The organism is Acetobacterium sp. KB-1 (assembly GCF_003260995.1).
In the GTDB taxonomy this organism is placed as follows: Bacteria; Bacillota; Clostridia; order Eubacteriales; family Eubacteriaceae; genus Acetobacterium; species Acetobacterium carbinolicum.
This window is the reverse complement of the sequence record NZ_CP030040.1, coordinates 598,139-620,909: the sequence shown is the minus strand read 5'-3', so window position 1 is coordinate 620,909 and position 22,771 is coordinate 598,139. Positions and strand designations below refer to the sequence as shown.

The 22,771-nt window shown below is 39.8% G+C and carries 18 protein-coding genes and 1 tRNA gene; all 19 read left to right on the top strand.

Annotated features, from left to right (window positions below; all coding sequences use genetic code 11):
* Positions 1-89: 89 nt before the first annotated feature.
* The 19 genes from DOZ58_RS02910 to DOZ58_RS02820 all read left to right on the top strand — a co-directional run bounded on the left by DOZ58_RS02910 (position 90) and on the right by DOZ58_RS02820 (position 22,758).
* Positions 90-2,567, top strand: coding sequence for a DNA translocase FtsK (locus tag DOZ58_RS02910; protein WP_111886928.1), 2,478 nt, complete (start codon positions 90-92; stop codon positions 2,565-2,567).
* 6 nt (positions 2,568-2,573) lie between these two features.
* Positions 2,574-3,953, top strand: a complete 1,380-nt coding sequence (rimO, locus tag DOZ58_RS02905) for a 30S ribosomal protein S12 methylthiotransferase RimO (protein WP_111886927.1) — start codon at positions 2,574-2,576, stop codon at positions 3,951-3,953.
* Positions 3,937-4,476: a CDP-diacylglycerol--glycerol-3-phosphate 3-phosphatidyltransferase gene (gene pgsA, locus DOZ58_RS02900; RefSeq protein ID WP_111886926.1), complete on the top strand. Its 540-nt coding sequence runs from the start codon at positions 3,937-3,939 to the stop codon at positions 4,474-4,476. Before rimO ends, pgsA begins: the two co-directional genes overlap by 17 nt.
* A 64-nt stretch (positions 4,477-4,540) precedes the next feature.
* Positions 4,541-5,782 carry a competence/damage-inducible protein A gene (locus DOZ58_RS02895; protein ID WP_111886925.1) on the top strand — a complete coding sequence of 414 codons (1,242 nt, stop codon included), beginning with the start codon at positions 4,541-4,543 and terminating at the stop codon, positions 5,780-5,782.
* A gap of 61 nt (positions 5,783-5,843) precedes the next feature.
* Positions 5,844-6,926, top strand: a complete 1,083-nt coding sequence (gene recA, locus DOZ58_RS02890) for a recombinase RecA (protein ID WP_111886924.1) — start codon at positions 5,844-5,846, stop codon at positions 6,924-6,926.
* Between the two features lie 175 nt (positions 6,927-7,101).
* Positions 7,102-8,646 (top strand): ribonuclease Y, encoded by a 1,545-nt coding sequence (gene rny / locus DOZ58_RS02885; protein WP_111886923.1) that lies wholly within the window; start codon positions 7,102-7,104, stop codon positions 8,644-8,646.
* Positions 8,647-8,712: 66 nt separating this feature from the next.
* Positions 8,713-9,516, top strand: a complete 804-nt coding sequence (locus DOZ58_RS02880; protein WP_111886922.1) for a TIGR00282 family metallophosphoesterase — start codon at positions 8,713-8,715, stop codon at positions 9,514-9,516.
* Between the two features lie 68 nt (positions 9,517-9,584).
* Complete coding sequence (gene purB / locus DOZ58_RS02875) at positions 9,585-11,018, top strand: adenylosuccinate lyase (RefSeq protein ID WP_111886921.1); 1,434 nt, start codon at positions 9,585-9,587, stop codon at positions 11,016-11,018.
* Between the two features lie 62 nt (positions 11,019-11,080).
* Positions 11,081-11,156: transfer RNA gene (locus tag DOZ58_RS02870), tRNA-Trp, on the top strand.
* 380 nt (positions 11,157-11,536) lie between these two features.
* Entirely contained in the window at positions 11,537-12,901 is a 1,365-nt protein-coding gene (locus tag DOZ58_RS02865; RefSeq protein ID WP_111886920.1) for a citrate/2-methylcitrate synthase, read from the top strand.
* A 258-nt stretch (positions 12,902-13,159) separates the two neighbouring features.
* The gene (locus DOZ58_RS02860; protein ID WP_111886919.1) at positions 13,160-14,086 is read left to right on the top strand and encodes a phosphate acyltransferase; all 927 of its coding nucleotides are present in this window, start codon (positions 13,160-13,162) and stop codon (positions 14,084-14,086) included.
* Between the two features lie 19 nt (positions 14,087-14,105).
* Positions 14,106-15,887 (top strand): indolepyruvate ferredoxin oxidoreductase subunit alpha, encoded by a 1,782-nt coding sequence (iorA, locus tag DOZ58_RS02855; protein WP_111889663.1) that lies wholly within the window; start codon positions 14,106-14,108, stop codon positions 15,885-15,887.
* Positions 15,888-15,889: 2 nt separating this feature from the next.
* Complete coding sequence (locus DOZ58_RS02850) at positions 15,890-16,462, top strand: indolepyruvate oxidoreductase subunit beta (RefSeq protein WP_111886918.1); 573 nt, start codon at positions 15,890-15,892, stop codon at positions 16,460-16,462.
* A gap of 1 nt (position 16,463) precedes the next feature.
* A complete protein-coding gene (locus DOZ58_RS02845; RefSeq protein WP_111886917.1) occupies positions 16,464-16,739 on the top strand; it encodes a cysteine-rich small domain-containing protein in 276 nt (91 codons plus the stop codon).
* Positions 16,740-16,759: 20 nt separating this feature from the next.
* Positions 16,760-17,374, top strand: coding sequence for a glycerol-3-phosphate 1-O-acyltransferase PlsY (plsY, locus tag DOZ58_RS02840; protein ID WP_111886916.1), 615 nt, complete (start codon positions 16,760-16,762; stop codon positions 17,372-17,374).
* A 184-nt stretch (positions 17,375-17,558) separates the two neighbouring features.
* Positions 17,559-20,501, top strand: a complete 2,943-nt coding sequence (locus DOZ58_RS02835) for a vitamin B12-dependent ribonucleotide reductase (protein WP_111886915.1) — start codon at positions 17,559-17,561, stop codon at positions 20,499-20,501.
* Positions 20,502-20,576: 75 nt separating this feature from the next.
* Positions 20,577-21,374, top strand: coding sequence for a glutamate 5-kinase (proB, locus tag DOZ58_RS02830; RefSeq protein ID WP_111886914.1), 798 nt, complete (start codon positions 20,577-20,579; stop codon positions 21,372-21,374).
* A 38-nt stretch (positions 21,375-21,412) separates the two neighbouring features.
* A complete protein-coding gene (locus tag DOZ58_RS02825) occupies positions 21,413-21,568 on the top strand; it encodes a stress-responsive transcriptional regulator PspC (RefSeq protein ID WP_111886913.1) in 156 nt (51 codons plus the stop codon).
* Between the two features lie 8 nt (positions 21,569-21,576).
* On the top strand, positions 21,577-22,758 hold the full coding sequence (locus DOZ58_RS02820) for a glycosyltransferase (protein WP_111886912.1): 1,182 nt from the start codon (positions 21,577-21,579) through the stop codon (positions 22,756-22,758).
* Positions 22,759-22,771 lie beyond the last annotated feature (13 nt).

Sequence of the window (22,771 nt, the reverse complement as noted above, 5' to 3'; positions counted from 1 at the left end):
CAATCTTATCTTATAACATAATCAAAAGGTGCAGGTTTACCTGCACCTTTTTTATCATTATATCGTTTAATATAAATTCGAGGAGACCAATGGCAATAAATAAAAACAACACAAAAAAAACGAATCAGAACAAATCAAATAAACGTAAAACAAAGAAGAAACCAGCAGCAAAAACGGTGAAGCGTTTTTCTATCAGTAATATGGCAGTCGGGATCTTTTTAATACTACTGGGTATTTTCTCTATTTATGCATATATCGACTTTAATGCTGGGATGGTTGGTAACTTTGTCAGCCAGGCCTTCAGTTATTGTTTTGGGGCCCTCACAATTTTTATGTCGATCTTCATTTTTGTCCTTGGGGTTGTGCTGTGTCTTAATAAAATTGAGGAATGGCGGACCACATTTGTCTTAGTCTTTTTGCTACTTGTGAATTTTATGATCGGATTTACTGTTAATGCCCCGAATCTGATGGACTATAGCATCCCGGAACTGTTTAGTTTAGCCCTGTATGGCCAATATGGTGGTATCATCGGTATTCTCCTGGCAATGCTTTTTGTTAAATTATTTGCAGTGAAAGGTACGCTGCTGTTAGTTATGATAAGCTCGGCAATTATATTAATTTTTATTTTCAGAAACAGTCTAAAAAAATATTTAAACCTGATCAAGGATAAAAAAGAAAATTCTCCTCCGATCAAAGATCGCCTGAAAGACCGGATTGATATAATCCGGGACAAACAACGAATCAAAAAAGAGGTTAAAGCCACTAAGGAACGTACTTCTGAAACTACACTGATACCAATGGTGGGCGATTATGATGACAATGCGCCGTTGTTTGAACCCTATCAGATCAATGAGTCTAATCAGCTCCATCAGGTCTCTGAGAAACCATTGTTTGAACCGGTAACTGGACCTCCTACAAAAAAGAAAGCTAAACAGGATCCTTTTGGTTTTATTGAAGAAGATGCAGATGAAAAAGAAACTCCAATGAAGATTCATGAAAATTTCTTGAAACCACCAAATTTTGAGGATTTTGGCCCCCCTAAAAATGAATTGAATAAAGATGCAAGTAAAAATTTAAATAAAGAAACAAAAGCTGACGATGAAACGAAAGTTTTGGATTTATCAGCAGTTAATTTCGAAACAGAACCTGAGGAATATACCTTTCCTTCTTTATCACTTTTAAACCCTCCAGCTGCTAAAAAGAAATCAAAAAAAGACGATGTTATTAAGAAAGCTAAAATCATCGAGGAAACATTGAAAAATTTTGGGGTCAAAGCTAAAATCGTCGAGGTCAATGTAGGCCCAAGTATTACCCGTTTTGAATTGCAACTTGATCCAGGGGTCAAAGTCAATAAATTCGTTAATCTGTCCAGTGATCTAGCCCTCAGCCTTGCCACCTCAGATATTCGTATTGAAGCGCCGATACCCGGGAAAGCAGCTGTTGGCATTGAAGTGCCTAATGATGTTTCTGAAATTGTTGGCCTGCGTGAAATTATTGAAACACCGCAGTTTATTAACAGCAAGAGTCCGTTAACCTTCGCATTAGGTAAAACCCTTTCAGGCGAAAACATTATCGGTGATATTGGGAAAATGCCTCATATGCTAATTGCTGGAGCGACAGGATCCGGTAAAAGTGTCTGTATTAACAGTATTATTGTTAGTCTGATCTTTAAGTCATCGCCTGAAGAATTACGATTTATAATGATCGATCCCAAAATGGTGGAATTGAATCAGTATAACAGCATTCCCCATCTGCTGATTCCAGTGGTGACAGATCCCAAAAAAGCATCCTATGCTCTCAATTGGGGATTAAAAGAAATGACCGATCGTTATATGCTCTTCAAAGAAGCGGGAGTTCGGGATATTGAAGGGTATAACGAGCTGATGACCAAATCGGGAGAAAAAAAATTACCTCGAATTGTTATCGTCATCGATGAGTTGGCCGACTTAATGATCACCTCACCAAAAGAATGTGAAAATGCCATCTGTCGGATTGCCCAATTAGCAAGAGCCTGCGGTATTCACCTGATCATCGCAACGCAACGGCCTTCAGTCGATGTTATTACCGGCTTGATTAAAGCCAATATTCCATCGCGGATTGCCTTTTCAGTGGCATCAAACACGGATTCCCGGACAATTCTTGACACCGGTGGGGCTGAGAAGCTCCTTGGTAAAGGGGATATGCTCTATTTTCCGGTTGGCCAATCGAAGCCGACCCGCGTGCAATGTACCTACGTATCTGATTCTGAGATAAACGCGGTGATTGATACTGTCAAGATTAAAAAGGGACTGCAGTATGATACCTCCATCGAGGAAGCTATTTCCCAGGAACCTGAGGAAAAAACACAAAGCCGAGAAGGAGACGTCTTACTGGAAGATGCCCTAAATATTGCCTTTGAATACAACCAATTGTCCACTTCGATGCTCCAGCGAAAACTACAGGTTGGTTACGCCCGAGCAGGTCGAATTATTGATGATCTTGAGGATCGTGGAATCATTTCCGGTCCCAATGGTAGCAAAGCCCGGAAAATTCTAATTACAGAAGATGAATTTAAAAAAAGAGAGTAGGTAACTATGAAGACTATTCACATGACGACTTTGGGATGTGACAAAAATACCATTGACTCAGAAATGATGCTAGGCTTAATTGAAGAAAAAAAATATAGTATTGTCACTGATCCCAAAAAGGCTGAGATTATTATTGTCAATACCTGTTGTTTTATCCAATCGGCAAAGGAGCAATCGATTGATTACATTCTGGAATATGTCGATTATAAAAATTCGGGCTTGTGTCAACGACTAATTGTTGCTGGCTGCATGGCAGAACGTTACCACGAAGAGCTTGCAGCAGAAATTCCTGAGATTGACGGATTTTTAGGGGTTGGTCATTTTGACAATATACTGGAATTAATCACTTATTTGGAAATCACATCAGACCCTGATTATTTGGATCCGATCGGTAATGAAGAAAAAAGAATTGAGACGCAATTTTTTGGTGATATTGACAAAGACATCATTGAAGCCCGGCGTTATATCAAGGAAGGTACAGTTTCGACTTTTGTGCGCATCAGCGAGGGATGCGACCATGGCTGTACCTATTGCGTCATCCCTAAAATAAGAGGTAAATACCGCAGTCGTCGCAGCCTGAATATTTTTGAGGAACTACAATACCTCCAGGAACGTGGCATCAAAGAGATAATTCTAATCGGACAAGACATTGCACCATACGGAAAAGATCTCGATGAAGATTTAGACTTACCAAACCTACTTAAAAAAATTGCCAGTCAGTTCGAGTTTACTTGGATTCGGATGATGTATCTCTACCCGGAAGGCATCACTGATAAATTGTTAGCTGTTGTCAAACAACATCCATCGATCAGCCCGTATTTCGATATTCCACTTCAGCATCTAAATGATATGGTTTTAAAACGAATGGGTAGAAAGATGACCTTTGAACAGACAGCTGATTTGATTAGTAAAATCCGCAAGACACTACCAGAAGCTGTCGTGAGAACCTCAATTATTACTGGCTTTCCAGGTGAGACCTCTGAGCAGCATGCTGAGCTGATTAATAAAATAAAAATGTTGCCTTTTGATCATTTAGGGGTATTTAAATATTCACAGGAAGAAAATACACCGGCTGCGAAATTTGAAAATCAAATTCCTGAAGATGAAAAAGAAAAACGCTATAATGAAATCATGATCACTCAGCAGTCTATTTCGCATGCCCAAAAGCAGCGTTTTATTGGCAAAATCCTAAAAGTATTGATCGAAGGGGTGGACGAGGATACTTACTTTGGTCGTTTTTATGGGGATGCTCCAGAAATAGATGGAACTGTTTTTGTCGACAGTCACAATACTCCCTTAACAATCGGAAATTTCTATTCCGTTAAGATAGTCAATGCTTTAGAATATGATTTGATAGGAGATATTGAAAATGAATTTACCAAATAAGATTACCGTTGTCAGAATGGCCATGATTCCTTTTTTCATCGCAGCGTTACTAATCGAATTTCCATACCATCAGCCCCTTGCAGCCGCCTTATTTATTATTGCAGCGTTAACCGACAGCCTGGATGGCTATCTTGCCAGAAGCCGTAACCTGGTGACTGATTTCGGGAAATTTATGGACCCGCTGGCGGATAAATTGCTGGTTTGTTCAGCACTGATTTGTTTTGTCCAGTTGGGATCCGTTCCAGCCTGGATGGTGATTATTATCATTGCTCGTGAGTTTGCCATCACGGGTTTACGATCTTTGGCTGCGGCTGATGGAATTATCATTGCAGCCAGTAAATGGGGGAAAGCTAAAACGATTTCCCAAATGATTGCCATCATCCTGATTCTTTTTGGTAATTGGCCATTTTCGCTGATAAATATTCCGGCAGCTACGATTATGATGTATATTGCCACCATTCTTACCTTATATTCCGGCATTGATTACCTTATTCTAAACAAAAAAGTATTTCGTTCAATGTAATAAACGAAACCTGTAGTAATTTTACTATGTAATAATAAGATATGGCTTTGAAAGGAAACAAATAATGAAATGTGAATTGATTTCTGTCGGTACGGAGCTTTTAGTTGGTGATACCCTTAATACGAATGTCCAATACTTATCTCGAGAACTGTCCCTTTTGGGTATCCGAGTTTATTTTCATACCACTGTTGGCGATAATCCAAATCGTTTGGAGGAAGCGGTAAGAATTGCTTTTAACCGAAGTGATCTGATCATTACAACGGGTGGACTGGGACCAACCCAAGATGATTTAACCAAAGAAGTCATTGCTAAACTCTTCAAAAGAGAGCTTATTCAGGACGAAAAAACCAAAGAAGATTTGCTGCAATATTTTGCAAATCGTGAATTTACCATGACGCCTAATAATCTCAAGCAGACTTTCATCCCGGAAACCGCTGAGATTCTATTTAATCCCTGTGGAACCGCTCCGGGGATCCTCTTAAAAGAACAGGGCCGAGTGATTATTATGCTACCGGGACCGCCACGAGAAATGACTCGGGTTTTTGAAGACGCTGTCTTACCCCTTTTAAAACAGGACAATCAACAGTTGGTGATCTCCCGTTATTATAATTTATCAGACATCGGGGAGTCAGCGACAGAAGACCGTCTGCTGGATCTCATTGATGCCCAAGTCAATCCAACCATTGCCACCTATGCCAAGATGGGCGAAGTGTTGGTTCGCATTACTGCAAATGGCCGTGATGAAAATGAAGTAAATACATTACTTGATCATTATCAGGAGATTATGCTTTCTCGTTTTAAAGAAAATATTTTTTCATTTTCAAAGGAATCTCTTCAGGAAACAGTATGCAAATTATTATTGGAAAAAAGAATCAGCGTGGCTACGGCCGAATCCTGTACTGGCGGCTTAATTGCCTCCCAACTTACCGAGTATCCAGGTATTTCGATGGTATTTGGAACTGGACTTGTGACCTATTCAAATGAAGCAAAAATTAATCTGCTAGGGGTAAAAAAAGAAACCCTAGACACCTATGGGGCGGTTAGTGCTGAAACTGCAAGAGAAATGTGTGAAAACTTACAAAAGATTTCACAATCGATGCTTAGTGTTTCGGTTACCGGCATTGCTGGCCCTGAAGGGGGTAGCGAAAAAAAACCGGTAGGACTTGTATATATCGGGGTGTGTTTTAATGAATTAACCGATGTCTATCACTATCACTTTAATGGTGAAAGAAAAGTAGTCCAACAAAAAACTGCCAATAAAGTCTTTCACTTGATTAGAAAAACCATAGTTGACAAATCCAAATAAAATAGATATAATAAAAAAAGAACAAGAACGAATGTTCTAATAAAGAATAGGATGGTTGCAAATGGCTGAAAAATCGAAAACAAATAATGAAGAATTAACAGATAAACAAAAAGCGTTGGATGCGGCGTTAAAAAACATTGAAAGAAGTTTTGGCAAAGGTGCTGTGATGCGTCTAGGCGATGATGCCGCCAAATTAAATGTCGAAGTGATTTCTACATCATCTATCGGTTTGGATATGGCACTGGGTGTCGGCGGCGTTCCCCGGGGACGTGTTGTGGAAATCTATGGACCTGAATCTTCAGGTAAAACGACTATTGCGTTGCACATTATTGCAGAAGCGCAAAAAGCTGGTGGAAATGCAGCTTTCGTTGATGCGGAGCATGCTTTAGATCCCACTTATGCAAAAGCTTTAGGGGTTGATATTGATAATCTCCTAGTTGCGCAGCCTGATACCGGTGAACAAGCTATGGAAATTGTTGAAGCCCTGGTAAGAAGTAACGCTATTGATGTAGTGGTTATTGACTCTGTTGCGGCTTTGGTACCCCGAGCCGAAATCGATGGTGAAATGGGGGATTCCCATATGGGGCTTCAGGCGCGACTGATGTCTCAAGCCTTAAGAAAACTGACCGGTGTGATAAAAAAATCAAATACGACAACGATTTTTATTAATCAGTTACGTGAAAAAATTGGGGTAATGTTTGGTAATCCGGAAACAACCACTGGCGGAAAAGCGCTTAAATTTTATGCTTCGGTACGAATCGATGTGCGCCGGATTGAATCCCTTAAAAAGGGCACCGAAATTGTTGGTAACCGGACCCGGGCTAAAATTGTAAAAAACAAAATTGCGCCACCGTTTAAACAGGCAGAATTTGACATCATGTATGGCAAAGGCATCTCAAAAGAAGGTGATCTTTTGGATGTAGGAGTGGACTTTGGTATTGTCGATAAGTCTGGATCCTGGTTTTCTTATAATGAACAACGATTGGGACAGGGCCGTGATAATTCAAAAGAATACCTAATGGCCAATCCTGAAGTTGCTAATACCATTGAAAAAGAAATACGTGAAAAAAATGCACTTAGTAAGATTGTTGCTGAACCTGAAGACATCGAAGAAAACTTGATGGCTAATGACGATATTGAATAAAATAATGAATTAATCAGGAAAACCATTCAAAAAAGAACCTTTTCGAGGTTCTTTTTTTGAATTATTAAAAATAACCCCTTTGAGTGGCCTTTGTTTCTTGACACTATTTTCAAAAGAGTATAAAATATAGATCATGATGAGTAGATTAGAAACATAGCAAATAGTTTATAAGGAGGTGAAAATTATAGACATACTAACAATTATTTTATTCATTGGTATTATCGCAGCGTTTGGAGTTGGTTATTTTGTGCGCAAGAATATTGCCGAAGGCAAGATAAGGAATGCTGAATTGACCGCAACAACGATTGTGAATGATGCCGTAAAAGAAGGAGAAACTTTAAAAAAGGAAATTCTTTTTGACGCTAAGGAAGAATCCTTAAAATTAAAAGAATCACTTGAAAAAGATAACCGAGAACGCAGAGCCGAGCTTCAGAAACTTGAAAATCGACTTATTCAAAAAGAAGAGAATCTTGAGAAAAAACTAACAAATTTAGAACGCAATGAAGATGCCCTCACCAAAAGAGGCAAAGAAATTGAAAAGAAAAAAGAAAAAGTGGATAGCTTATATGATGAGCAGGTTAAGGAACTTGAACGTATATCCGGTCTTACTTATGACGAAGCAAAAGAAATTCTGCTTGAAGATATCAGTAAGGATACACGACGAGAAGCTGCAATTATGATCCGTCAAATCGAAGTTGAATCAAAGGCTGTTGCTGATAAAAAAGCGAAAGAACTCATTTCACAGTCCATTCAACGTTGTGCAGCAGATCATGTGGCAGAACAAACCATAACGGTTGTCAACTTACCAAATGACGAGATGAAGGGCCGTATTATTGGTCGAGAAGGTCGAAATATCCGAACATTAGAAACACTAACAGGAATTGACCTGATCATTGATGACACCCCAGAAGCCGTCATTCTTTCCGGTTTTGATCCCATCCGCCGGGAAGTTGCCAGACTGTCCTTAGAAAAACTAATTATTGATGGTCGAATTCATCCCGCCAGAATCGAAGAGATGGTAAAGAAATCACAAAAAGAAGTAGAAAATCATATCAAAGAAGTTGGGGAACAAGCTTGTTTTGATACTGGAATTCATGGCCTGCATCCTGAGATCGTAAGACTGTTGGGAAGACTAAAATACAGAACCAGTTATGGTCAAAATGTATTAAAGCATTCCATTGAAGTATCCCATTTGGCTGGCATTATGGCGGCTGAATTGGATGGTAACATCAAGGTCGCTAAACGAGCAGGATTATTACACGATATTGGAAAAGCTATTGATCATGAGGTCGAAGGACCCCATGTTGAAATTGGAGTCAATGTATTAAAAAAATACAAAGAAAATAAAAATGTCATTCATGCTGTAGAAGCTCATCATGGTGATGTTGAAGCACGAACAATGGAAGCAGTTCTTGTTCAGTCCGCAGACGCCATTTCAGCAGCACGTCCTGGTGCAAGAAGAGAAACACTCGTTTCTTATATCCAAAGATTACAGGAGCTTGAAACCATTGCCATGTCATTTGAAGGCGTTGAGAAGTCATATGCTATTCAAGCTGGACGTGAAGTAAGAATTATGGTAAAACCAAATGAAGTTGACGATGACGAGATGATTTTACTATCACGTGATATTGCTAAGAAAATTGAAGCAGAAATGGAATATCCCGGGAACATTAAGGTTAATCTAATTCGCGAAACAAGAGCAAGCGACTACGCTAAATAGTCAAAAAGGGGAGATGATCTCCCCTTTTTTTAATCAGTTTTCTTAACCAGCGAGAAGGAATTATTTATGAATATATTAATACTCGGTGATGTCTACGGCAGACCCGGACGAAATATTTTAAAAGAAAAATTGCCCCAATTGATCACGGAGCATCAGATTGATTTTACCATTGTCAATGGCGAAAATGCTTCCGGTGGAAATGGACTCTCGACAAAAAATGCCAAAGAAATGTTAAGCTTACCCATTGATGTTATCACCATGGGTAATCATGTCTGGCAGCAAAAAGAATTGTTGGAAACAATCGCTGATTTTCCACAAATTATCCGGCCTCTGAATTATCCAGATCCGTGCCCCGGTAAAGGTTATGATTTTTTCACTTGTGAATTAAAAAATGGTGGCTCTAAAACAATCTGTGTTATCAATCTATCTGGACAGATCTTTATGCCCAATCTTAACTGCCCTTTTAATACCATGGCGCCTTTAATAGGAACATTAAAAAGCTCCGCTGATCTGGTCCTGATTGATTTTCACGCGGAAGCAACCTCAGAAAAAATTGCCTTTGGCTATTTTATGGACAGCTGGGCAACAGCGGTGTATGGAACCCATACCCATGTTCAAACCGCCGATGAACGAATTCTAGAAGGTGGAACTGCCTATATCACTGATATTGGCATGACCGGACCCATTGATGGGGTTATTGGCGTTGATCGCCAGATTATAATTGACACGATGCTAACTAAAAGACCCAGCCGGTTTGTTACCGCAACTGGAAATGTTCAAATCAATGGAATTATCCTGGCAATCGATGAAATTGAAAACAAGGTGAGTAAAATCACGCGATTATATGAAACCTACAAGACCGATAAGTAAGAGACGGATTCTTTCGAATTCTTGCTCTTGTAGAATTTGTGATCTAATTGAAAGGAATGGAAATTATTATGAAAGCATATTATGAAAACCCGTTAATTGAACGTTATTCGTCAAAGGAAGTCCTCCATATTTTCTCAGCTGACAATAAGTTTCAAAACTGGAGGAAATTATGGGTCGCTTTGGCAGAAGCAGAACGCGATCTGGGTCTTAATATTACCGAAGAACAGATTGCTGAGCTAAAGTCCAATATCACCAACATTGATTATGAACTCGCGGCTAAAAAGGAAAAAGAACTGCGACATGATGTCATGGCGCATGTTCACACCTATGGTGCCCAATGCCCTAAAGCAAAAGGAATCATCCATCTTGGTGCGACCAGCGCTTATGTCGGCGATAATACGGACATCATTGTTTATACCGAAGGACTGCGGCATGTTCGAAAACAACTGCTTAATCTGATCAACCATCTTTCTGTCTTTGCGGCTAAGCATAAAGATTTACCAACATTAGGTTTTACCCATTTTCAGCCTGCTCAATTAACTACGGTCGGTAAACGGGCATGTTTATGGATTCAGGATTTATTAATGGACTTATCGGATCTTGATCACATCATTAGTAATGTTAAACTGCTAGGGGTTAAAGGTACTACTGGTACTCAGGCAAGTTTTATGGAGCTTTTTGATAATGATCATCAAAAAGTTAAAAAGCTCGACGATTTGGTCGCTGATAAAATGGGTTTTAAAAAGTCTTTTGCCGTTAGCGGTCAGACCTATTCTCGAAAATTTGATTCGCAGGTGCTAAATGTCTTAAGCGGCATTGCTCAGACACTGACAAAATTTGCCACAGATATCCGACTGCTCCAGAATTTAAAAGAGGTAGAAGAGCCCTTTGAAAAAAATCAGATCGGTTCATCAGCAATGGCATACAAACGAAACCCGATGCGGTCAGAACGGATCTGTTCTCTAGCTCGCTATATTATCGTGAATTCTCTTAATCCGGCTTTGACTGCTTCGGCGCAATGGTTTGAACGGACTTTGGATGATTCGGCCAATAAGCGAATCAGTATCCCCGAAGGATTTTTAGCCACCGACGCTATTCTGACGATTGCCATGAATGTATCCGAAAATTTAGTTGTTTATCCCAAAGTTATCCTTCAGCACATCAATGCAGAACTACCTTTTATGGTCACCGAAAATATTATTATGGAAGGTGTAAAACGAGGCGGTGATCGACAGGAACTTCATGAAAAAATCAGAGTCCTCTCGATGGAAGCAGGTCATACTGTTAAAGTCGAAGGAAAAGCCAATGACTTAATTGAACGAATTCTGAAGGATCCGTCGTTTAATTTAAAAGCTGAAGATGTTGATGCCCTTTTAGACCCAATCCTTTACGTCGGTAGAGCACCTCAGCAGGTAGACGACTTTATTAATGAAGAAGTGAGCCCAATCTTGAGAACCAATCAGGAATTGCTTGATTTAAATAAGATCGATTTAAAAGTATAAATATTTGATAAATATATTGACAAGTATCCCACCAGCATTTATAATATAGTAGTTGCTGTTGTAGGGGTATAGCTCAGTTGGTAGAGCAGTGGTCTCCAAAACCACGTGCCTGAGGTTCGAGTCCTCATACCCCTGCCATATTTATTGATTTTTAACTCCGACTCATATGAGTCGGAGTTTTTACTTTTTGACGAATGATAAGTTTCAATCATTATTCGAAAAACCAAAAAAACAAACAATCATTAATGAAGATTTGAATTTTAAAATACTATAAATAATGCAAGTTGAAAAATAAATCTTTCATATTTTAGTATATATTGGTACAATCTATGTATTAGTATATATTGGTACAATCTATGTATTAGTATATATTGGTACAATCTATGTATTCAGGCATAAAAAAAGGTGTTATTAAAAAAAGTCTTTCAAAAGTACATAAAAAAATAATTAATTAACTTTATTTGAATCATATTTTATTGTATAATTATATAAAATGAGTGAGATAAAGGAGATAGAAGATGAATCATATTTTTTCGGAAATTACCCCTGAGATTATAGAATATAGCGATTTATGCGTAAAAAATAGTTACATTGAACCATCATTATATAAAAAACATCAAGTTAATCGTGGTTTGAGGGATTTAGATGGAAATGGTGTCTTAACCGGATTAACTGAAATCTCTGAAATTCAAGCCTATGTTTTTGAAGATGGTAAGAAAATTGGTACTGAAGGAAAACTTTTCTATCGCGGCGTTGATGTTGAAGAACTTGTAGCTGGTTTTGTTAAAGAAAAGCGTTTTGGTTTTGAAGAAATTGTCTATCTATTACTTTTTGGCGATCAGCCGAATCAGAATGAACTTAAAAATTTCACCAAGGTACTTGGTAATTATCGAAGCTTACCAACCAGTTTTGTCCGCGATATTATCATGAAAGCCCCCAGTTCAGACATGATGAACACTCTAGCCAGAAGTGTTTTGACACTTTTCTCTTATGATGATAATGCCAGCGATGTTTCTATTCCTAACGTTTTAAGACAATCCCTGGAGTTGATCGCCTTATTTCCCATGTTGGCGGTATACGGATATCAAACCTATAAACACTATCATGATGATCAGAGTCTATTTATTCATCAGCCCCAGCCTGAGCTGTCAACAGCGGAAAATATTCTCTATATCCTTCGATCCGACAGCAAGTATACTGAGCTCGAAGCACGAATACTTGATATTGCTTTGGTACTCCATGCCGAACATGGTGGGGGGAATAACTCAACCTTCACCACCCATGTAGTGTCTTCCTCCGGCACCGATACCTATTCGGTTATTGCCGCTTCATTGGGTTCGTTAAAAGGCCCAAAACATGGTGGCGCCAATATCAAAGTCGTCGAAATGTTTGAAGATATGAAAAAAACACTAGCTGATTGGACCGACGAAAAACAAGTACGACAATATCTGGTGGATCTTCTTCATAAGCGAGCCTTTGACAATGCCGGTTTGATTTACGGAATGGGTCATGCCATCTATTCAGTATCCGATCCGCGAGCAAATGTATTCAAAGGCTATGTTCGAAGTCTTTCAGAGGAAAAGGGACTACATGATGAATTTGAACTCTATTCAATGGTTGAACGATTAGCTCCAGAAGTTATTGGTGAGGAGCGAAAAATTTACAAAGGTGTTAGTGCTAATGTTGATTTTTATAGCGGCTTTGTTTATAGTATGCTGGGATTACCCCTTGAACTCTTTACTCCAATTTTTGCAATCGCCAGAATTGCTGGTTGGAGTGCTCACCGACTTGAAGAGCTCATTAACGCTGGTAAAATTATACGACCGGCATATAAGAATGTTAGCGAACGTCGTGCTTATGAACCATTAGGCGAACGAAAATAGATTCCTTAATTAAAAAGTCGTCGTTTTTCGGAGTATAAAAATATCTAGGCGTTTTTCATAGTCTTCCTGATCTGTTCATGCTAGAATAGATCAGGAAGTTTTTGTATTCGTTCTATTATTTCATCGTTTCTAGTGGAAGTTGGATTTTGCTCTGACAATACCGTTCAATGATCGTTCGTGAAGCAATTGTAACAAAATTGTTTCTTTATTATGTGTTTAAATTAGTGTATAATGTTACATATGAAAAATGAGGTTAAGATGTTCGATAATTTTAATGATATTGGTGAATCAGTAAAACTCGGCGTTAAGAATACCCTTGTCATCGCAGCTGCCGAAGAAGGCGAATTATTAAAAGCCCTTTCTACAGCAAACGAATTATATTTGAATCGGGTAATTCTTGTCGGCAATCAAAAAATGATTGAAGAAATTAGCATTAATGAAAGAATCGATGTCAAAAATATGGAAATCATCGATGTCCCAGATCGTGTGACCGCTTGTGAAAAATCGGTGGCTTTGGTGCGTCAGGGACAGGCTGATTTTATTATGAAGGGACTTGTCGACACATCCATTTTTTTAAAAGCTGTCATTAGTAAAACCGGTGGTCTGACGACCGGACGACTCCTGAGTAGTATAATGATGATCAGAATTTCCTCCTATCACAAGTTTCTCGTTTTATCTGATGGTGGAATGATTATTGCCCCCGATTTAAATAAGAAAAAAGGGATCATCACCAACGCCGTTGATTTTTCCAGACTGCTGGGTATGCAGCACATCAAGGTTGGTTGCCTTGCAGCTAAAGAAAAGATTAATCCTAAAATGCCTGCTACTGTCGATGGTGCAGCATTAAAAGAGTTATCTCTACACCACTATTTTGGTGAAGATGTTCTGGTTGAAGGTCCCATCGCGATGGATTTGTTGATCTCAAAAAAAGCTGCGCAGATAAAAGGTTATGTATCGGAAGTGGCGGGAGATGTGGATGTTATTGTTATGCCAGACATTGAAACTGGCAATGCAATCATAAAAGTAATGACTCATCTGGGTAATGCCCAGTTGGGAGGGATCGTGATGGGTGCCTGTGCACCCATTATTTTAACGTCCCGATCGGATTCTTATGAAAATAAACTAAATTCCATTATTCTGGGGGCATTTTTAACCCAGGAAATGGATGATTGTCACCAAATATGAGAGGAGCATTAAAAAAGAAATGAAGCTATTATTAACTGGAAATGAAGCCATCGCAAGAGGGGCCTGGGAGGCTGGGGTAAAGTTTGCCACAGCCTATCCGGGAACACCAAGTACCGAAATATTAGAAAATGTGGCTACTTATAAGGAAATTGTGTCTGAATGGGCCCCCAATGAAAAGGTCGCTCTGGAAGCAGCAGCCGGTGCATCTATCGGTGGCATCAGAAGTTTATGTGCCATGAAACACGTGGGTGTTAATGTTGCCACCGATCCCCTGTTTACTTTTGCTTATCTGGGGGTTAATGCTGGAGCAGTTCTCGTTACCGCTGACGAACCAGGGATGCATTCTTCTCAGAATGAACAGGATAACCGCAATTATGCTCGCCATGCAAAAGTCTGTATGTTTGAGCCTTCTGATAGTCAGGAAGCTAAAGATATGCTCAAAGAAGCTTATGCTGTCAGCGAAACTTATGACATGCCGGTCTTATTCAGAATGACAACCCGGGTTTGTCACTCTAAGTCAATTGTTTCTTGTAGCGACCGGGAAGAAGTGATGGATAAACCTTATGAAAAGGATATCCGGAAATATTGCCCGTTACCAGCATTTGCCCGAGGTATGCAGGTTAAGCTGGCTGATAATTTCAAACGTCTGGAAGCTTATTCTAATACCACGCCATTTAATTACAGTGAGGATAATCATTCTGACATTGGTGTAATTGGATCCGGGGTGGCCTATCGTTATGCCAAAGAAGTGTTCGGGAATACCGTTTCATATTTAAAAATTGGTTTTAGTTATCCACTACCAATGGAAAAAATTGCGGCCTTCGCCAAAGGAAAAAAGACCCTTTATATATTTGAAGAAAACGATCCGATCATGGAAAAAGAAATCAAAGCAGCCGGAATTGACTGCATCGGTAAAGAAAAATTGCCCGTCATGGGTGAGCTGACTCCTGATCGCGTCCGTAAAGCCCTTTTAGACGAGACTGTTCAAATTATTGAGCCCAATCCAGAATTGGTATTACCACGACCCCCGGCACTGTGCGCCGGATGTCCGCATCGCGGCGTTTTTTATGAGTTAGGCCGACGAAAAGATCTAATGATCTTCAGCGATATTGGCTGTTACTCGTTAGGACTGATGGCCCCCTATAATGCTACTGATGCGATGATTTGTATGGGTGCCAGCATCAGTGCTGGTCACGGTGTTCAAAAAGCCTTTGACATCAAAGGCGATCATTCAAAAAAAGTGGTATCAATTCTTGGTGATTCAACCTTTTTCCATTCGGGAATAACCAGTTTGATGGATGTCACCTATAATAAAAGTAATACTCTAACCATTATTCTCGATAACCGTATTACCGGTATGACTGGTCACCAACAGAATCCCGGAACTGGTTATGATTTAATGGGCGAAGCAGCACCGATGATTGACATTGAAGCGATGGTAAAAGCCTGTGGCGTAAAAAACCTGATCTCTATCGATCCCAATAATCTTCAGATTGTTGAAGAAGCCATTGAATGGGGACTAAATACTGATGGTCCTGCTGTTATTATTACCCGTTGGCCCTGTGTTCTGAAAAAATTCTCTGGCCAGGATAATGAAGAGTTCCCAATGGCCTTTAAGAAAGTTTGTTCCGTCGATGTTGATAAATGCATCGGCTGCAAAAAATGCCTGAAGTCCGGTTGTCCGGCATTGGCTTTTGATCGAGCCAATAAAAAATCGGGTATTCTAAAAGAAAGCTGTGTAGGCTGTGGTGTTTGTGCACAGATCTGTCCCAAACAAGCCATTACAGTAGAGGTGAGATAGAGATGGAAACAAAAAATATCGTATTAGTGGGAGTCGGCGGTCAAGGAACAATTTTAGCCGCTAAGCTTTTAACAACAGGATTAATGGAAGCCGGTTTTGATGTAAAGATGAGTGAAATCCATGGTATGAGTCAGCGCGGCGGCTCGGTTTCTTCATTGGTTCGTTATGGCGATGATGTCCAATCTCCGGTAATTGAAATCGGCAGTGCCGATATCGTCGTTGCCTTTGAAAAAATGGAAGGTCTGAGATCGCTGGAGTACCTCAAACCGACCGGCAAAATGATTGTCAATGACACCGAGATCTTTCCGCTTTCTGTCATCATTGGAGCGAACACTTATCCTGACAATATTTTAAATGAAATAGAAAAAAAGGTTAGTTTACGAGTGATGTCGGCAACAAAAATGGCAGAAGAACTCGGTAATTCAAAGGTAATGAATGTGATTTTGCTTGGTTCCATTATAAAATCGATGGGTTTAACCGATATTGATTGGGAGACGATCATTGCTCAAAATGTGAAAGAACAGTTTAAAGATCTTAATATCAAAGCCCTGCACGCAGGGATGGATGCTGTATAGAATGAAAAAAGACGATTCGAATTATAAGTTTTTTCAGCATACCTCCTGTGAGTACTTTCCTTGCCATAAGGTTGATGATTTAGAGGATTTTAATTGTCTGTTTTGTTATTGCCCGCTGTACGCCTTGGGTAACAACTGTGGTGGTCATTTTAGTTATACCGATAAGGGGATTAAAAACTGTAGTAAATGCAGCTTTCCACATCATCGCGAGCATTATGATGCGGTGTTGGAGAAATTAGGGCTGCTAATTGAACAACTCAGAACAACAAAAATATAATAGGTTAAAGGGGTAGAAAAATGTCGATAGTAATTGGAATTGTTTTTATTGTTGCAGCTTATTTAATCGGGAATCTAAATTTCGCTTATATTCTGGTAAAATTTTTAAAAAATGAAGATGTACGTAACTACGGCAGTGGCAATGCAGGAACAACAAATGTGCTTCGGGTGATGGGTAAAAATGTGGCTATTCCGGTGTTTCTTCTCGACGCATTAAAAGGCTGCCTGGTGATCGTTGTTGGTCGATATGCCTTAAGCCTAAACGAGATCTTTCTAATTTTGGGTGGGATTGCCGTTGTCGCCGGTCATAACTGGCCAGCTTTTCTTCAATTTCGCGGCGGAAAAGGTACTGCAACATCGTTAGGTGTTTTTCTTACCTATGATTGGGAAGTAGCTCTGATTGCCATTATGATTGGACTAATCATTTTGGCAATATGGAAAATGGTTTCCCTTACCTCGATGGTGGGCATGACCATGCTACCGGTTTTTACCCTGCTTCTAGGAAGAACTGTTACAGAAGTTATTTTCGCGATTGTATTATGTCTGTTTAGCATTTTTCAACATCGTAAAAATATTGGACGGATCATCCAGGGACGAGAAAGCAAAATTGGACAAAAAGTTAAAATGAAAAATTAGCTTTTTAGCACTCTATTTAACTACTATTTTAAAAGGCTCTGAGATGGGCCTTTTTACTTGCTTAAAGCGAGCGTTTAAAATCAATCTTTAAAAACATAAAAATACATTGTTAAACACTACATCTATGTTTATAATTAGAGTTGCAACCCAATATCATGTATATAATTTAGGAGGAAGAAATAAATTGAATCAAATAAATCAGCTGTTTAAACGAGTATTTACGAAAGAACTGGAAAATTCAAATAAAACTGTTTATGATCTGTTTCAGTGGCAAACTGTCGACGTTGTGTTAAAAAACTATCAAACTGGTGAAACCATTTATGAAATGAAAGATCTGGAATTTCCAGAACACTATTCTCAAAATGCTTGTAATATTATCGCAACAAAATACTTTAGAAGAAAAGGTGTTCCCAACCAATTCGGTTATGAACACAGCATGCGTGAAATTGCCGATCGTCTAGTCGGTTTCTGGACGGATGCCATTAAAGAAGAAGGACTAATCGATACGGATGAGGAATGGCAAATTTATTACGATGAACTGGTATATGCCTTCCTGATGCAGATGTGGGCCCCTAACTCACCTCAGTGGTTTAACACTGGTCTGATGCGAAGTTATCAAATTGCCGGTTCCAAGGATGATTTGTATTATTATGACGAAAAAGCCGAACAGGTGCTTGAATCAGAAGATCGATACACAAGAACTCAGGCTAGCGCCTGTTTTATCCTATCAATTGAAGACCGACTTCTTGGTGATCACTCTATTTCGGAGCACTATGTCAGTGAAACCAAATTATTTAAAGGTGGTTCTGGTGTTGGGACTAACTTCTCCAGCCTCAGAGCTGCTAATGAAGGCCTTACCAGTGGCGGGCAGTCATCGGGGATGATGAGTTTTCTCCAGGGACTGGATCGCAATGCCGGGGCCATTAAATCTGGGGGGACAACTAGGCGGGCGGCTAAAATGGTTATCGTTGACATTGATCATCCGGAAATTGATAATTTTATTAACTGGAAGGTAAAAGAAGAGCAAAAGGTCCGGGCACTGGGAAAAATGGGTTACGAGATATCCATGGATGGTGAAGCTTATCAGACTGTCAGTGGTCAAAACAGCAATAACTCAGTCCGTCTCAACGCTGAATTTATGGAAGCTGTTTTAAACCTGAAAAATGAACCAGATCATAAAATGAAACTCAAAGGCCGAGTTGATGATAAGGTTGATCGAGAAGTGCCCGTTAAGGAATTATGGAATCATCTTAATCAAGCCACCTGGGAATGTGCTGACCCAGGCATTCAATTTGATGATGTTTTTAATGCTTGGCATACATGCCCAGGGGGCGAAAATGGTAAAATCAACGAAAAAAACAACCGAATTAATGCTACCAATCCTTGTTCGGAGTACGCCTTTTTAGATGATACGGCTTGTAATTTAGCATCGATTAACATCTTCAAATTTTATAATCAGGAAGATAACAGCTTTTCACTTGATCACTACATTCACTTGGTTGGATTAATCCAATGCGCTTTGGAAGGTTCCATATACCACGGACAATTCCCAACCAAAGATGTTGCTCGAAAAAGTTATCTGTTTCGAACCACTGGTCTCGGCATCGCCAATGCAGCATCCTTGCTTTTAGCCATGGGATTTCCCTATGATTCAGCAGAAAGTCGTAATCTGATCGCCGCGATCACAGGTATCATGACCGGGACCTCCTACTATGTTTCGGGACTGATGGCGGGGAAAATTGGTGCTTTTCCAAAATATGAAATCAACGAACCCTATATGAAACGGGTCATTCGCAACCACAGTCGTGTTGCTGGCAGCCGAACTGACAGCTATGAAGAATTGCATTATGATCCGATTAAGATTAACCATGAGCTGCTACAAAAAATCGGCTTTAAAGATATCAGCAATCAATTAAAAAGAGCCTGGAAACTAGCGGAAGAAGCCGGTGATGCCTATGGCTATCGAAACGCCCAGGTGTCCGTCATCGCACCAACTGGAACCATTTCGTTTGCTATGGACTGCGGCGCTACATCGATAGAACCTTTTTATAATCATGTGGTTTTTAAAAAACTGATCGGCGGCGGGTCCATGGAGATTGTCAATCCAGTTATGGAAATGGCGCTTTATAATCTCGGTTACAGTGAAAAAGAAATCAGCGAAATCCTGACTTACTTACTTGAAAAAGACAGCCATGGCTATTTTTTACATGAAGGCGTAGCCGGTGCTCCTTATATCAAACCCGAACATTTGCCTGTTTTTGATAGTGCCAACACCATTTCACCAATGGGTCACGTCTTAATGGTCTCTGCCATCACCCCAATGATCAGTGGTTCAGTTTCTAAAACGGTAAATTTACCTAATGATGCATCAGTGGAAGATGTCGAGAATATCCATCTACTGGCTTATCGGACGGGGACCAAGGCAATAGCCATTTATCGAGATGCCTGCAAAGCTTCTCAGCCGTTAAGCTCGGGAATGGCAGACGATCGTGACAAGGCACTCGACGACTACTCTTATGCTGAGCTGCTTGCACTGGTAAAAGAAGGATCAACAAAAGCTCTGAACCGAGTCCGGCCCGAAGGCATGCGGCTCAGTCGAACCCATGCGGCAAAAATCGGCGATATCGAGCTCTATATTACCATCGGTTTTTATGAAGATGGTGGCATCGCTGAAATATTTGTCTCTACTGACAAAGAAGGAACGGTCGTCAAAGGATTACTGGCATCCTTATCCAAATCGATATCCAACATGCTTCAATACCATATCCCGCCCGATCAAATTTCTAAGATGCTCAGAGGGCAAAAATATGAACCATCTGGTTTTGTATCTCGCCATCCTTACATCAAATTTGCTTCATCAATTTCTGATTTGATTAGCAAAGTGATTGATATTGAACATGGTGATTTTTCAAACTGCCAGGTTAAACCCAAAAATTTTACTCTGATGAATAAGCAAAACATGGTAAAAAGCATCAGTGCTGATAATCCCATCCAGGATTACAATAAAGATGTAGCCAGCGAGGTATTATACGGAGAAACCTGCAGTCATTGTGGCAGTGACCGGATGATGCGCAATGGAACTTGCAAATTATGTCTGGACTGCGGGACAACCACAGGATGCAGTTAAGAATAAAAAAGATTTTGATGTTTTCCCATTGTTTGATATAATAATTAACTAGGATACACACCTTAGGAGATTTAGATGCGAGAAAAGATTAAAAATGCAACAACAATAGTAGTTAAAATGGGAACAACCTCAGTAACCCACGCTAATGGAACCCTGGATCTCCGAAAATTGGAAATCTTGGCTAGGGTTTTGACCGATCTTGAGAATAGTGGTAAGAAAATGGTGCTCGTCTCGTCTGGCGCCATCGGTGCCGGAATGAACCGGATGAAGCTGAAAGAGCGACCGAAAACCCTCAAAGAAAAGCAGGCTGCCGCTTCGGTGGGACAAGGCTTACTGATGCGTGTCTATCATAAATTATTTGATGAATATCACCAGACTGTGGGACAAATTTTACTGACAAAAGATGTTTTCAGCCACTCAATCAAGCGAAATAATGCTATGAATACCTTCAACGCCCTGATAGAAGGAGGAATCATCCCTATTGTCAATGAGAATGACTGTATTGCTACAGACGAAATCCAGGAAGAATGTTTTGGGGATAATGATATCCTTTCAGCAATGACAGCTGACCTGGTGGATGCTGACCTATTGATAATTTTGTCCGATGTGGCTGGTCTCTACGATGACAATCCGGTACTTAATAAAGAGGCCCAACTAATCAGAACAGTTCATCATGTCGATGGCCAAATTATGAAAAGCGCCGGAAGTAGCACCTCATGTCTGGGCACTGGAGGGATGATTACTAAACTTGGGGCAGCAAAATATGCCACTGATTGCGGTATCGATGTGATCATCGCTTCTGGTGAAGATTGTAAAACCCTTTATGATATTTTGGATGGCAAAGAGATAGGGACCATTTTCTTAAGTGATTAAAAAGTAACGCAAATCAATTTTAAATATGGAGGATTCTTATGTTAAAGAAAATATTCGTCGGATTTTCTGCCGTAGTTGCGGGAATGTTAATGGTTTTTGGTGGAATTTATTTTGTTGAAAAAAGAAAAGAAGAAGCAATGGGTGGAAAACTGATGCGGGTAAATTATAAATTCACTAAAGAATTCGAAGAATAAGGTTTGTCATGTCGAAAGTATTTATTTTTACAGCGTCGACCGGTGCTGGTCATAATTTGGCTGCTCAGTCGTTAAAAGAATCCCTGGACGAGGCTGGCTATCAAACGGAGGTTTATGATGCGTTTAAAGAGACGAATATCACCCTCGATCGTCTGATTACCAAAGGCTACCAGCAAATTGTGGTAAATGTACCCAAGCTCTACGAGCAAATGTACAATCAGTTCAATAATATGAATCGTTTCCAGCAGGGGATTTTTCAGGCTCTGACAAAGGTCATGAACCCTGATATTGTGCCACTGATCAATTCTGGAAAACCGGATTTAATCATTACCACTCATCCGTTCGTTACCAATGTATTAGGTACACTAAAAGAACATCACGCTTTTGATGTACCGGTGTTGTCCATCGTTACGGATTATAAGATTCATACCCTTTATCTGAAAAAAATGATTGACGCTTATGTTGTTGGCAGCGATTATACGAAACAGACGATGGTTGACAAAGGTGTTGCTGAAGAGATCATTTATCCCTATGGCATCCCGATACGGCAAACCTTTTTAAAAAACAACCATCTTGAACGTAAGGAGACCGCCAATGTGGCAGGCACGATCTTACTCATGGCCGGCAGTTTGGGCAGCAAACAAATGGAGAAAGCCTTTTCATCCTTGCTGAAGGTAAAAGAAAAAATCCGAATTATCGTTGTCTGTGGAAATAATGAAAAGATTGAAAAAGATATTAAAAATCTTTATGCCCAGGAAACAGATGATCAAAAAATCGTTGAAATTCACGGGTTTGTGAACAACGTGTCCGAGTTGATGGATGAGTCCGATGCTATCATTTCTAAGCCCGGGGGGCTTACTACAACGGAAGCGATTGTTAAAAACATCCCCATGATTATTCCGTTTTATTATCCTGGACAGGAAGAAGAGAACGCCGATTATCTTGTTGATGGGGGAATGGCCATCAAAGTAGATAAGATCAAAGATTTGACCTCGATGGTTGATTTTTTGTTTGAAAATAAATATATTATTAAGCGAATGTCAGAAAATATGTCAGAGGAAGCGCAAAAACGATCGATGAGTAAAACAATCGAACTCTGTAGAAACCTGATCGCCGATTATACTACTCGAAAGTCACTCACTGAGCCGCAACAGGATTCCTACAAAATCAAGGAAATAGAAGACCATTAAGAAGAGCAGGAGC

Excerpts from the sequence above, each read along its gene's own strand:
- DOZ58_RS02825 (WP_111886913.1), top strand. The coding sequence starts at position 21,413 with ATGTTAAAGAAAATATTCGTCGGATTTTCTGCCGTAGTTGCGGGAATG.
- DOZ58_RS02880 (WP_111886922.1), top strand. The coding sequence starts at position 8,713 with ATGAATATATTAATACTCGGTGATGTCTACGGCAGACCCGGACGAAAT.
- DOZ58_RS02850 (WP_111886918.1), top strand. The coding sequence starts at position 15,890 with ATGGAAACAAAAAATATCGTATTAGTGGGAGTCGGCGGTCAAGGAACA.
- DOZ58_RS02860 (WP_111886919.1), top strand. The coding sequence starts at position 13,160 with ATGTTCGATAATTTTAATGATATTGGTGAATCAGTAAAACTCGGCGTT.
- iorA (WP_111889663.1), top strand. The coding sequence starts at position 14,106 with ATGAAGCTATTATTAACTGGAAATGAAGCCATCGCAAGAGGGGCCTGG.
- proB (WP_111886914.1), top strand. The coding sequence starts at position 20,577 with ATGCGAGAAAAGATTAAAAATGCAACAACAATAGTAGTTAAAATGGGA.
- DOZ58_RS02820 (WP_111886912.1), top strand. The coding sequence starts at position 21,577 with ATGTCGAAAGTATTTATTTTTACAGCGTCGACCGGTGCTGGTCATAAT.
- pgsA (WP_111886926.1), top strand. The coding sequence starts at position 3,937 with ATGAATTTACCAAATAAGATTACCGTTGTCAGAATGGCCATGATTCCT.
- recA (WP_111886924.1), top strand. The coding sequence starts at position 5,844 with ATGGCTGAAAAATCGAAAACAAATAATGAAGAATTAACAGATAAACAA.
- rimO (WP_111886927.1), top strand. The coding sequence starts at position 2,574 with ATGAAGACTATTCACATGACGACTTTGGGATGTGACAAAAATACCATT.
- DOZ58_RS02895 (WP_111886925.1), top strand. The coding sequence starts at position 4,541 with ATGAAATGTGAATTGATTTCTGTCGGTACGGAGCTTTTAGTTGGTGAT.
- DOZ58_RS02845 (WP_111886917.1), top strand. The coding sequence starts at position 16,464 with ATGAAAAAAGACGATTCGAATTATAAGTTTTTTCAGCATACCTCCTGT.
- DOZ58_RS02910 (WP_111886928.1), top strand. The coding sequence starts at position 90 with ATGGCAATAAATAAAAACAACACAAAAAAAACGAATCAGAACAAATCA.
- plsY (WP_111886916.1), top strand. The coding sequence starts at position 16,760 with ATGTCGATAGTAATTGGAATTGTTTTTATTGTTGCAGCTTATTTAATC.
- purB (WP_111886921.1), top strand. The coding sequence starts at position 9,585 with ATGAAAGCATATTATGAAAACCCGTTAATTGAACGTTATTCGTCAAAG.
- DOZ58_RS02865 (WP_111886920.1), top strand. The coding sequence starts at position 11,537 with ATGAATCATATTTTTTCGGAAATTACCCCTGAGATTATAGAATATAGC.